This window comes from Streptomyces sp. SAS_281, assembly GCF_052542855.1.
On record NZ_JBMNDO010000089.1, the window covers coordinates 21,088 to 32,736 of the forward strand.

Consider the following 11,649-nt stretch of genomic DNA (forward strand, 5'->3'; position numbering starts at 1 on the left):
CGTACCGGTCAGAGCGCCGCCGCCGTCGCGGTCACCGCCTCCGTCCAGTCCGTCCAGCGCGGATCGGGTCCGGCGGCGGGCTCCCAGGCCATCGCCGTGCACACGTACCCCACGGCGAGACCGCTCCCGGGGTCGGCCATCCCGAGCCGCCCGCCCGCCCCCGCGTGCCCGAACGAGCCGGCGCCCAGCATCGGCAGACCCTTCCGGGGGAGCTCGAAGCCGAGCCCGAAGCGGGAGCGGCCCGCCGGGTCGCCGCCGTCGAGCGGTGGTGGCGGCGGCACGTCGTCGCGCGGGGCGACCGCCCGTTCCAGCGTCGCCGGGGACAGCAGGCGCACCCCGTCCACCGGGCCGATGAGCGCCGCGTACAGCCGGGACAGCGACCGGGCGTTGCCGATCCCGCCGGCGCCGGGCAGCTCGGCCGCACGGCCCTCGCGGGTCGCCAGCCCCCGGACCGCCGCCGCCAGTTCCGCCTGCGACGCCCGCAGCGCCCGGGACAGCGGCGCGTCCGGGGAGAGCCCCAGCCCGGCGAGGAAGCCGGCGACCTGCTCCGGCGAGGGATCGGGGCGTACGGAGAACTGCGGGGCGAACCGGTGCTCCTCGTCGGACGGCAGCCCGATCCACAGGTCGAGGCCCAGCGGGCCCGCCACCTCGGCCGCGAAGAACGCGCCGACGCTCCGCCCGGACACCCGGCGCACCACCTCACCGACCAGGTGTCCGTACGTCAGCGCGTGGTACAGGCACGCCGTGCCCGGCTCCCACACCGGGCGCATCGCCGCCAGGGCGTCCACCCGGGCATCCCGGTCGAGCAGTCCGGGCAGCCCGCACCCCGCCGGGTCGGCCGAGAACGCCGGCAGCCCCGCCCGGTGCGTGAGGAGGTCGGCCACCGTCGTGCCGGCCTTCCCGGCGGCGGCGAACTCCGGCCAGTGGCGGGCGACGGGCGCGTCGAGGTCCAGGGCGCCCCGCTGGCTCAGCAGGTGGGCGCAGACCGCGACGAGGCCCTTGGTGACCGACATCAGCACGCCGACCGAGTCCGTCCCGAAGCCGGGCGGACCTGCGGCGAGGTCCACCACCGGGCGCCCGTGGTGGTGGACGGCCAGCTGCGCCGCGCCGGGGTCATCGGCGCAGCCGCGTACGAAGGCGTCACGGACGGGCTCCCAGCCCGGCGCCACCCGGCCGGTGAGCATCTCAGCCCTCCCGCTGTTCCCCGCGCGCCGCCACCTCGTCGGCCAGGGCGGGCAGGCTCTCGGGGGACAGCGGGCTCTGCGGGAACTCGGCGATCACGTCGAGCGGCACCCCGGCGAGGAACCGCCGCATCACGGGATCGGCGAGCGCCCCCGAGGAGGCGTCCGTACGGGACTTCGCGAACGCCTCCCTCAGCAGCGGGCCGCCCACCGGGTGCTCGAACCACTCGGCGAGGGTGTTGCGCCCGGTCAGCCGCAGCCCCGAGGGGTCGCCCTCCACATCGGTCTCCACGCGGGCGCGGATGTCGCGCGAGGACGCACCGGCCTCGAAGCGGTAGCGGCCGGCCTCGACCTTCCAGCCGCCCTCCCGCTCGCTGAAGTACGCCAGATCGTGCCGCGCCACGCGCACGGCCACCTCGGCGCTCGCACCCGGCTCCAGGAACACCGAGGCGAAGCCCCGCAGTTCGCGCACGGGCCGCAGCACGCGTGAGCCGCCCGGCCCGCCCACGTAGAGCTGCACGACCTCGCGCCCGGCGACCGTGCCGGTGTTGGTGACGGTCAGCGTGACGTGGAAGCCGTCCCCGTCCTCACGTACGGCCAGGTCCTCGTAGCCGAACGTCGTGTACGACAGGCCGTGGCCGAAGGGGAAGGCGACCTCGCGGCGCTGGGCGTCGTATCCCCGGTAGCCGACGAAGATCCCCTCGCCGTACCGGGCCCTGCCCTCCTCGCCGGGGAACGAGAGGTGGCTCGGGGAGTCCTCGAGCCGCAGCGGGACGGTCTCCGTCAGCTTTCCGGACGGGTTGACCGCGCCGAACAGGACGCGGGCGAGCGCGCCGCCGCCCGCCTGGCCGAGCAGCCACCCCTCCACGAGGGCCGGGACCCGGTCCTGCCAGGGCGAGGTGCGGACGACGCCGCCGTTGGACAGCACCACGACCACGCGCGGACTGACGTCCAGGACCCGCCGCAGCAGCTCGGTCTGGGCGGCGGGCAGGTCCAGGTGGTCGCGGTCGAAGCCCTCGGACTCCTCCTCCGCCGGCAGCCCCAGGAACAGCACCGCCGTGTCGGACGCCTCCGCCAGCCGCACCGCCTCGTCGGCGAGTCCGGCGTCCGCCGGCCTGTCCGCAGCGCCGGGCAGCGCGTACCCGGCGGCGAACCGCACCTGCGCACCCGTGGCCAGCTCGCGCAGGCTGTCCAGCGGGACGTCGAGCCGGGTGGGCGTCACCTGTGAGCTGCCCGCGCCCTGGAAGCGCGGCGTACGGGCGAACTCGCCGATGACCGCCACGCTGCCGCGCGCCGGGTCCAGCGGCAGCAGCGCGCCGTCGTTCTTCAGGAGCACCACGCACTGGTCGGCGGCCCGCCCGGCGACGCGGTGCGAGGCGTCCGCGTCGAATGCCCCGGGCTTCCCCGCGCCGCCCGTCGCGCGGCCGGCGAACAGGGCGAGCCGTTCGACGGTCCGGTCGAGCACCGCCTCGTCCAGCGCGCCGGACTCCACGGCGGCGGCCACTTCGCGGTCCGTGTGCCCGCCGGGGCCCGGCATCTGGAGGTCGAGGCCGGCGCGGAGGGAGGCGACCCGGTCGCGTACCGCGCCCCAGTCGGAGACGACGACGCCGTCGAAGTCCCACTCGTCGCGCAGGATCTCGGTGAGCAGGCGGGTGTGCTGTGCCACGGGCACGCCGTTGAGGCCGTTGTAGGACGCCATGACGGACCAGGGGCGGTCGCGGCGGACGACGCGTTCGAAGGCGCGCAGATAGATCTCGCGCAGCGGGCGCTCGTCGATGTCGGCGCTGACCCGCATCCGGTCGGTCTCCTGGTTGTTGGCCGCGTAGTGCTTGAGCGACGCCCCGACCCCGGCGTTCTGCAGCCCGCGCACCATGGCTCCGCCCAGCTCCGAGGAGACCAGCGGGTCCTCCGAGAAGTACTCGAAGTTGCGGCCGCACAGCGGCGACCGCTTGATGTTGACGCCCGGACCGAGCACCACGTGGACGCCGTGCGCCACGGCCTCGGCGGCGATGGCGGCGGCGACCTCCTCGGCCAGCTCCGGATTCCAGCTGCTGCCCAGGGCGACGGCGGGCGGGAAACAGGTCGCGGGCGCCGCGCTGTGCAGGTCGAGCTGGCCGCCGTCGCCGCTCTCCCGGGGCAGCCGCAGCCCGTGCGGGCCGTCGGACATCCGGACGGCGGGCAGCCCCGCCGCCTCGGACCCCTCGCTGACGAAGTCCCCGGAACCGCTGGTCAGGGCGGCCTTCTCGGCGAGCGGGAGGCCGGTGACGGGGGAGGGGCGGGGTGCGGATCGCTGAGTCATACGAGTACCTGTCGGGCTTCCGTGAAGGGGGCGGGGGGCCGGGGCGGGGGCCGTCCGGTGGAGCGAATCGGGGCAAGACGGCATGCGACCCAAAAACGTATGGTGATCGGTTTTTGGTGTCAAGGGTCCCCGCGCGCGGCGTCCGGGACCCCCTCGATCAGCCGGATTTCATTTCGGACGCGGCTCTTGACGGCCAGAAACCGATCACCGTACGGTTTTCGAGCTCGGGCGGTCCGCTCCGATGAGCTCCCTGCTGCTGCCGTCCGCCCCGTCGGCTCCGCTCTCCCATGAATCGAGGAACGGTCATGTCGGTATCCGGTCGGTCGACCACCCCCGCGCTCCGAGAGGCGGGCCACCCGGCCCGCTCCCCGCGCCTGGCCCTCGCCGCCGCGGCAGCCGTCGCACTGCTGGCGGCCGCCGCGGCCCCCGGCGCCGCCGCCCCGGCGGCTGCCGCGTCCGGCGAGCCCGTCCGTTACGTGGCGCTCGGCGACTCCTACAGCTCCGGGCTCGGAATCCCCGAGCAGACCGACACCGTCTGCGGCCGATCGGACCGCAACTACCCCTCGCTCGTGGCGGCGGCGGTGGGCGCCGCGTCGTTCACCGACGTCACCTGCGCCGGGGCCGACACCACGCACATGGCCGGACCGCAGGACGCCGTGGCGCCCCAGCTCGACGCGCTGCGCCCCGACACGACCCTGGTCACCCTCGGGGTCGGCGGCAACGATCTCGACCTGGCCGGGGTCATCACCCGGTGCGTCCTGGTCGGCTACCTCGCGCCGCACGGCTCGCCCTGCAAGAGCAGCTTCACCCTGTTCGGCACGGACGAGATCGGCTCCCGCATCAACGCCACCGCACCGAAGCTCGACGCGGTGCTCGACGCGATCCACACCCGCTCGCCGCAGGCCCGGGTCCTGCTCGTCGGCTACCCGTCGCTGCTGCCGGACGACGGCAGCTCCTGCCGGGCCGTGATCCCGCTCGCCGAAGGCGACTTCGGCTGGGTCCGGGACAAGGAGAAGCAGCTCGACGCGATGATGGCGCAGCGGGCCGGGGCGCACGCCGCCGGTTACGTCGACACCTACGGCCCGTCCGTCGGGCATGACGCCTGCCAGGCCGCGGGGGTGCGCTGGATCGAGCCGGCCGACTCGGCCGAGGGCGCCGGCTTCCACCCGAACGCCTCCGGACACAGGAGCGCGGCCGATGCCGTTCTCGCCGCCCTCGGTCACTGACGCCTCAGCCGCCTTCCTCCGCCACGACGCCGTAGCGGCGGAGGAAGGCGCGGACCTGCTCCGCCATGTCGACCGCGTCCGGCTCCAGCAGCCACTGCGTCTGGAGCCCGTCCAGCAGGGCCAGCAACTGCTGGGCCACGGCCGCCGGATCCTCCCGGACATCGGCCGCCGCGAACAGCTCCGCCAGCAGGCCGGTCGTCTCGCGGCGCAGGACCTGGTAGCGCCGTACGAAGTAGAGGTGGGCGGGGTGCTCCGGATCGGACGCCTCCGCCGACAGCTTCGCGTACAGCGCGACCAGCCCCGGCGTCCCGGCGTTGCGGGTGACCACGTCCAGCAGCAGCCGCAGCCGCTTCGCGGGCCCCGGTTCCGGTTCCTCCGGGGCGAGCACGCCGGGGAAGAGGCGGCGCCCGTCCAGCTCGTCCCGGCGGCTCAGCACGTCCAGGAGCAGCGCCTCCTTGCCGGGGAAGTGGTGCAGCACCCCGGCGTGGGTGAGTCCGGCGTGGGCGGCGATGTCGCGCAGCGAGACCGCGAGAAAGCCCGAGCGGGCGAACAGCTCGGTCGCGGAGTCCAGGACGCGGGCGCGGGTGCGCTCCCCCTTCGACAGCCGCCGGGGCGCCTCGGGCGCGGGGTGGGTCACGTCGGTCGTCTCCTGCCGCGGTCGGTCCTCGGGGGTGCCCTGCGGAACTTACCGGCTGGTCAATTCCACCGAGCAAAAACCTACCAACTGGTTAATTCCGTGGGTAGGCTCACCGGCAATCTTCGCCGGGGCGGCGCCCCCGGCTCTCCAGACGGAGCGAAAGACATGAGCAGAACTGCCCGGACCGCGACCGTTGCCGCCTGCGTCGCGGCCTCGCTCGCCCTCGCCGGATGCGCCGGCGACGGCGGCGGCGCCGCGGGCGCCGGATCGTCCACGCTGAACATCGCGACGATGACCCTCCCGCAGAGCCTGGACCCCGCCGTCGCCACCGGCAGCGCCCTGCCGTACTTCCAGGCCGTGTACGACACCCTCATCAAGCGCGAACCCGACGGCACCTTCAGCCCGATGCTCGCCACGGAGTGGACGTACGACAAGGCGCACACCGCGCTCGCGCTGACCCTGCGCAAGGACGTGAAGTTCGCCGACGGCACCGCCTTCGACGGTGCGGCGGTCAAGGCGAACCTGGAACGCTTCCAGAAGGGCGGCGGCGCCTCCGCCAAGTGGCTGAACGACCTGGAGGCGGTCGACGTCACCGACGCCGCCCACGTCACGCTGAAGCTCAAGCAGCCCAACCCGGCGATGGAGTTCTACCTCAGCGACGCGCCCGGCCTGATGGCCAACCCCAAGCAGTTCGCGAAGGGCGACAGCCTCAAGACCACCCCGGACGGCACCGGCCCCTACCGCCTCGACAAGGCGCGTACCACCGTCGGCACCAAGTGGTCCTACACCCGCAACGCCGACTACTGGGGCAAGGAACTCCCCTACCAGAACGTCACCTTCAGCTTCTTCGACAACGAGACCGCGATCACCAACGGCCTCAGGACCGGGCAGATCAACGCGGCCCTCCTCCAGTCCGCCGACCAGCAGATCGCCGTCGAGACCGACCCGAAGGTCAAGACGGAGAAGCAGGAGTTCGACTTCCAGGGGCTGCTGCTCTTCGACCGCGACGGCAAGATCACCCCCGCCCTGCGCGACCCGCGCGTGCGGCAGGCGCTCAACTACGCCGTCGACCGCGGCACCATGCTCGACCGCATCCGCCAGAACCGCGGCCGGACCACCGCGCAGGTCTTCGGCCCCGAGACCCAGGCGTACGACAAGGAGCTGGACGCCTCCTACGCGCACGACCCCGCCAAGGCCAAGTCCCTGCTCCGGAAAGCCGGTTACGGAGACGGCTTCACGCTGAAGCTGCCGAGGATCACGGCGATCGTCAACGACGCGCTCGCCGCCTCGCTCCAGTCCGACTTCAAGGCCATCGGCGTGAAGCTGGTCTGGGACACGCTCGACGGCGCCTCGGCCGTCCAGAAGGTCTTCAAGGACCGCCTGTACTCCGGCATGGTCATGAACATGGGCCAGTCCGCCTCCGACTGGGCGGCGGCCGACGAACTGGTCACCCCGGGCGCCTTCAACATGTTCGGCACCACGGACGAGGTGACGCGGAAGCTGCTCCCCGTCCTCAAGGCCGGCAGCGGGGCCGAGGCGAGGACGGCCGCGCGCGAACTCAACCAGCACCTGGTGGAGGACGCGTGGTTCGTCCCCTTCTACCGGATGAGCTACCTGCACGTCTCGGACGGCACCGTGAGGATCGCGCCGCAGTCCGGCATGGCCGTCCCCTCGATCTACAACTACGCGCCCGCCAAGTAGCGCCCCGCGCCGACGGATACCGAGTGTCATGCTGAACTTCATCGCCCGCAGGATCGCCTCCGGAGCCGTGCTCCTGGTCGTGATCTCCTTCCTCACCTATCTGCTGCTGTCCGTCCCGCACATCGACGTGGGCCGGCAACTGCTCGGCGAGAGCGCGTCCCAGAGCGCCATCGACGCCAAGAACGCGTCGCTGGGCCTGGACGAGCCGGTGCTCCAGCAGTACGGGAGCTGGCTGTCTCACGCCGTCCGGGGCGACCTCGGCACCTCCTGGTTCACGAGTGAGGAGGTGGGCCAGGCCGTCGGCAACCGCCTCCCGGTCACGGCCAGCCTGATGCTCGGCGTCACCGTCGTCACCACGCTCCTCGCCTTCCTGCTGGGAGTGTGGGCCGGGGTGCGGCGCGGCGCCGCCGACCGCTTCGTGCAGGTTCTGGGCGTGGTGGGATACGCCCTGCCGGGATTCCTGCTGACCCTGGTCCTCGTCCTGGTCTTCGCGGTACGGCTCCGCTGGTTCCCGGCCATCGGCTACACCGGGTTCACCGACTCGCCCAGCGGCTGGCTGTCCACCATCACCCTGCCGGTGCTCTCGCTGTCGGTGGCCTCCGTCGCGGGCGTCTCCCAGCAGGTGCGCGGTGCCGTCATCGACGTCCTGCGCCAGGACTACGTCCGCACCCTGCGGGCCCGCGGACTGCCCGCGTCCCGCATCGTGTTCAAGCACGTCCTGCGCAACGCCTCGGCGCCCGCGCTCTCCGTGCTCGGCATGCAGTTCGTCGGCCTGCTCGGCGGCGCCGTCCTGGTGGAGCAGATCTTCGGGCTCCCCGGCATCGGCTCCATGACCGTCACCTACACCACCCGCGGCGACATCCCCGTGATCATGGCGCTCGTCATGCTCACCGTCGTCGGCGTCGTCCTGATCAACCTCCTGGTCGACATCCTGATCGGCTGGCTCAACCCCAAGGCGAGGGTCGCATGAGTACCGGCCGCACCCTGCGCAGGGTCCTGCGCAACCCCCTCGGCGGGCTCTCCGCCGCCCTGCTCCTGCTCATCGTCGCGGCCGTGCTCCTCGCACCGGTGATCGCCTCGCAGGACCCGAACGCCTCGTCGCTGGGCGAAGCGTTCGCGGGGCCGGGCGACGGGCACCCCCTCGGCATGGACTCGGCGGGGCGCGACATCCTCGCCCGGGTCCTGTACGCCGGGCGCAGCACGCTGGGCGGCGCGCTGCTCGCCCTCGCCATCGCGCTGGCGCTCGGCGTGCCGTCGGGCCTCTTCGCCGGGTACCGGGGCGGCTGGTTCGACTCCGCCGCCGGCTGGACGGTCAACCTCGTCATGGCCCTGCCCGCCATGGTCGTGCTGCTCGCCTCCCGCGCCATCCTCGGCCCGGACGCGCACGTCCTGATGATCGTGCTCGGCGTCCTGGTGGCGCCCAGCTTCTTCCGCCTGGTGCGCGGCATCGTCGCCAACGTCCGGGGCGAGTTGTACGTGGACGCCGCGAAGGTCTCCGGACTCTCCGACACGCGCATCGTGGCCCGGCACGTCCTGACCGTCGTACGCGGCCCCATCATCATCCAGATCGCGCTGGTCGCGGGTATCGCGATCGCCCTCCAGGTCGGCCTGGAGTTCCTCGGCGTCGGCAGCGGATCGTCCGCGACCTGGGGCGCCATGCTCAACGAGGCGTTCCAGAACATCCAGCGCGCCCCCCGGCTCATCCTCTGGCCCGGCCTCGCCCTCGGCCTCACCAACTGCGCGCTCGTCCTGCTCGCCGGAGCCGTACGCGACGCCCTGGAGGAGCAGACGCCCCGGCCCGCCCGCCGCCGGCGCACCGGACCCGCCGAAGCCCCGGACCCGGTCACGGAGCCCACCGCCCCGCGCGCCGCACTGCTCTCCGTGCGCGGCCTCGCCGTGGCCTACGCCCGGCCCGACGGCACCGACAAGGAGGTCGTGCACGGTGTCGACCTCGATGTAGGCCCCGGCGAAATCGTGGGCCTGGTCGGGGAGTCCGGCTCCGGGAAGACCCAGACGGCCTTCTCGGTCCTGGGCCTGCTGCCCGAGGGAGGACGCGTCACGCGCGGCAGCGTCATGGTCAACGGCCGGGAGACGACGGGCATGCGGGAACGCGACCACCGCGCGCTCCGCGGCCGCACCCTCGCGTACGTACCGCAGGAACCCATGAGCAATCTCGACCCCGCCTTCACCATCGGCAGCCAGCTCATGGAGCCCGTACGCCACCACCTCGGACTCGGCCGCAGGGAAGCCGCCGACCGGGCCCGCGAGTTGCTGCGCCTGGTCGAGATCCCCGACCCGGACCGCATCCTGCGCCTCCATCCCCACGAGATCTCCGGCGGCATGGCCCAGCGCGTCCTGATCGCCGGCGCGATGTCCTGCGACCCGGACCTCCTCATCGCCGACGAGCCCACCACCGCGCTCGACGTGCGCGTCCAGGCCGAAGTGCTCGGCCTGCTGCGCCGGCTGCGCGACGAACGCGGCCTCGGCGTCCTCCTGGTGACCCACAACCTCGGGGTCGTCGCCGACCTCTGCGACCGGGTGGCCGTGATGAACGCCGGGCGCATCGTGGAGACCGGCACGACCGAACAGGTCCTCGGCGCTCCGCAGGACCCCTACACCCGCACCCTGCTGGCCGCCGTCCTCGACGACGCGCCCGCCCGCACCCCCTGGCAGCCCCGAGAAGCGAGGACCGTCACCGCATGAACACGGACGACACGCCCCCGGCGGACGCCCTCCTCACCGTGCGGGACCTGCGGGTCTCCTTCCCCGGCAAGGGGTGGCGCGCCCCGGAGACCGAGGTCCTCAAGGGCGTCGGCCTCTTCGTGCGGCCCGGGGAGACCCTGGGCCTGGTCGGCGAATCCGGCTCCGGCAAGTCCACCATCGGGCGCGCGGTCCTCGGGCTCGTGCCGGTGCGCTCGGGCTCGGTCACCTTCGACGGCGAGCGCATCGAGCACGCCGACGCCCGCCGCCGCAGGGCCCTCAGCCGCGACCTCCAGGTCGTCTTCCAGGACCCGTACACCTCCCTGAACCCTTCCCGCACCGTCGGGGACACCCTCGCCGAGCCGCTGATCGGGCAGGGTACGCGTGCGCGGGAGGCCCGGGGGAGGGTCGCCGGGCTGCTGGAACGCGTCCAGCTGCCGTCCGACGCCGCGGGCAGGCTGCCCCGGGAGTTCTCCGGGGGCCAGCGGCAGCGGGTCGCGATCGCCCGGGCGCTCGCCCTGCGCCCCCGGCTGGTCATCTGCGACGAGCCGGTCTCCGCGCTGGACCTGACGACCCAGCGCACGGTGCTCGACCTCCTCCTGGAGATCCAGGAGGAGACGGGGGTCGCGTACCTCTTCGTCTCCCACGACCTGGCCGTCGTCCGCTTCATGAGCCACCGCGTGTCGGTCATCCACCGGGGCGAGATCGTGGAGACGGGCGACGCCGCGACGGTCACGTCCGCGCCGCGACACGCCTACACGCGCACGCTGCTGCACGCCTCGCCGGTGGCGGACGTGGCCGAGCAGCGCAGGCGGCGCGCGGCGGCCGGGACCGGGGCCGGACCGGGCTGACCTGGGCGGCGGGCATCGGGCATCGGGGCGGGGCGCTTCCGGGCGCCCCGTTCGCGTGTCCGGAGGGCTTTTCGGGTCGGATCGCTATCGGCTACTCAGGGTACTTGTCGCACTTTTCAGAGTGTTACGCGGCATTTATCCCGTGCGCCATGGCATCTCTTAGGGCGATCGATTGATCAGTACGACAATCATCCCGGCTCGAAGGAGTTCAGCATGCGTATTTCCGCTTCTGTCCGTGCCCGCAGCGTCCGCGCGGGCACCGTCGCGGCCGCCGTGGTCGCGGCCGCCGCCGCCACGCTGGGCGGAGCGTCGGCCGCCTTCGCCGCCCCCGGCGACAGCGGCGACATCGACATCCGCCCCGGCGGCTGGGCGGCGCGCGGCGGCGACGGCAACGAGGTCTGCAAGTTCGTCCTCCAGGCCAGCAACTTCGGCGACATGCCGGCCGTGCCGTGGACCATCACCGCGCAGCCCCCGACCGTTCCCCCGGGGGACACCCTCGCCAGCACCCTTCCGCTGGTCAACGGCTCGGCGCGCAGCCAGGAGTACCTGCTCCCCGAGGGCACGTACCAGCTGGTGTGGATCGTTCCGTCCGGCCCGAAGAACAAGGCGTTCAAGGTCGACTGCACCAAGCCGGCCGGCAACAACGGGTCGGGCAACAACGCCTCGGGGGACAACAGCGAGCGCGGTTCGGCCGCTTCGGGCTCCGAGGCGGGCTACGAGCAGCCGTCCGGCGGCGTCCCCGCCGGTGGCGGCGGCGTCCCGGACATGGAGAGCGTCAGCTCCGAGAGCGACTCGAACGTCGCGACCACCGCCGCGCTGGCGGCAGGGGCCGCGGGAGCCGCCGGGCTGATCATGGTCCGCCGAGCCGCACGCCGCCGTGCCCGCAACGAGGCATAACCCGCGCAGAAGACGCCGACGGGGCCCGAGCCGGGCGTGTCGTCTCACGATGACATTGAGCGTGACCTCCTCGCTGGTGACCATGAGGCGCCAGCCGAGGTCCTTGGGGAAGATGTCCGTGTCCAGCATGACGATCGACAGGAGTGCGCCGCCGACC

At 73.2% G+C, this 11,649-nt stretch carries 9 protein-coding genes; 6 read left to right on the forward strand and 3 right to left on the reverse strand.

Going from position 1 to position 11,649, the window contains the following annotated elements; translation table 11 throughout:
* Window positions 1-8: 8 nt before the first annotated feature.
* On the reverse strand, window positions 9-1,184 hold the full coding sequence (locus tag ACN6LM_RS27585) for a serine hydrolase domain-containing protein (protein WP_445068087.1): 1,176 nt from the start codon (window positions 1,182-1,184) through the stop codon (window positions 9-11).
* Between the two features lies 1 nt (window position 1,185).
* Entirely contained in the window at window positions 1,186-3,480 is a 2,295-nt protein-coding gene (locus ACN6LM_RS27590) for a glycoside hydrolase family 3 C-terminal domain-containing protein (RefSeq protein WP_445068088.1), read from the reverse strand.
* A 305-nt stretch (window positions 3,481-3,785) separates the two neighbouring features.
* Between ACN6LM_RS27590 and ACN6LM_RS27595 the strand changes: the two genes are divergently transcribed.
* Complete coding sequence (locus ACN6LM_RS27595) at window positions 3,786-4,706, forward strand: SGNH/GDSL hydrolase family protein (protein WP_445068089.1); 921 nt, start codon at window positions 3,786-3,788, stop codon at window positions 4,704-4,706.
* 4 nt (window positions 4,707-4,710) lie between these two features.
* Here ACN6LM_RS27595 and ACN6LM_RS27600 read toward each other — a convergent pair whose 3' ends face one another.
* On the reverse strand, window positions 4,711-5,343 hold the full coding sequence (locus ACN6LM_RS27600; protein ID WP_445068090.1) for a TetR/AcrR family transcriptional regulator: 633 nt from the start codon (window positions 5,341-5,343) through the stop codon (window positions 4,711-4,713).
* Window positions 5,344-5,508: 165 nt separating this feature from the next.
* On the opposite strand from ACN6LM_RS27600, the gene ACN6LM_RS27605 reads away from it, so the two are divergent.
* From ACN6LM_RS27605 to ACN6LM_RS27625, 5 genes are all read left to right on the forward strand, one after another.
* Window positions 5,509-7,044: an ABC transporter substrate-binding protein gene (locus ACN6LM_RS27605; RefSeq protein ID WP_445068091.1), complete on the forward strand. Its 1,536-nt coding sequence runs from the start codon at window positions 5,509-5,511 to the stop codon at window positions 7,042-7,044.
* Window positions 7,045-7,072: 28 nt separating this feature from the next.
* Window positions 7,073-8,014 (forward strand): ABC transporter permease, encoded by a 942-nt coding sequence (locus ACN6LM_RS27610; protein WP_445068092.1) that lies wholly within the window; start codon window positions 7,073-7,075, stop codon window positions 8,012-8,014.
* On the forward strand, window positions 8,011-9,747 hold the full coding sequence (locus ACN6LM_RS27615) for a dipeptide/oligopeptide/nickel ABC transporter permease/ATP-binding protein (RefSeq protein WP_445068093.1): 1,737 nt from the start codon (window positions 8,011-8,013) through the stop codon (window positions 9,745-9,747). The genes ACN6LM_RS27610 and ACN6LM_RS27615 overlap by 4 nt, the downstream gene beginning before the upstream one ends.
* Window positions 9,744-10,595 carry an ABC transporter ATP-binding protein gene (locus tag ACN6LM_RS27620; protein ID WP_445068094.1) on the forward strand — a complete coding sequence of 284 codons (852 nt, stop codon included), beginning with the start codon at window positions 9,744-9,746 and terminating at the stop codon, window positions 10,593-10,595. The genes ACN6LM_RS27615 and ACN6LM_RS27620 overlap by 4 nt, the downstream gene beginning before the upstream one ends.
* 213 nt (window positions 10,596-10,808) lie before the next feature.
* Window positions 10,809-11,492, forward strand: coding sequence for a hypothetical protein (locus ACN6LM_RS27625; protein WP_445068095.1), 684 nt, complete (start codon window positions 10,809-10,811; stop codon window positions 11,490-11,492).
* Window positions 11,493-11,649 lie beyond the last annotated feature (157 nt).

What these genes read in the sequence shown, in the direction of transcription:
- ACN6LM_RS27585 (WP_445068087.1), bottom strand. Translation starts at nt 1,184, where the DNA reads ATGCTCACCGGCCGGGTGGCGCCGGGCTGGGAGCCCGTCCGTGACGCC.
- ACN6LM_RS27590 (WP_445068088.1), bottom strand. Translation starts at nt 3,480, where the DNA reads ATGACTCAGCGATCCGCACCCCGCCCCTCCCCCGTCACCGGCCTCCCG.
- ACN6LM_RS27595 (WP_445068089.1), top strand. Translation starts at nt 3,786, where the DNA reads ATGTCGGTATCCGGTCGGTCGACCACCCCCGCGCTCCGAGAGGCGGGC.
- ACN6LM_RS27605 (WP_445068091.1), top strand. Translation starts at nt 5,509, where the DNA reads ATGAGCAGAACTGCCCGGACCGCGACCGTTGCCGCCTGCGTCGCGGCC.
- ACN6LM_RS27610 (WP_445068092.1), top strand. Translation starts at nt 7,073, where the DNA reads ATGCTGAACTTCATCGCCCGCAGGATCGCCTCCGGAGCCGTGCTCCTG.
- ACN6LM_RS27615 (WP_445068093.1), top strand. Translation starts at nt 8,011, where the DNA reads ATGAGTACCGGCCGCACCCTGCGCAGGGTCCTGCGCAACCCCCTCGGC.
- ACN6LM_RS27620 (WP_445068094.1), top strand. Translation starts at nt 9,744, where the DNA reads ATGAACACGGACGACACGCCCCCGGCGGACGCCCTCCTCACCGTGCGG.
- ACN6LM_RS27625 (WP_445068095.1), top strand. Translation starts at nt 10,809, where the DNA reads ATGCGTATTTCCGCTTCTGTCCGTGCCCGCAGCGTCCGCGCGGGCACC.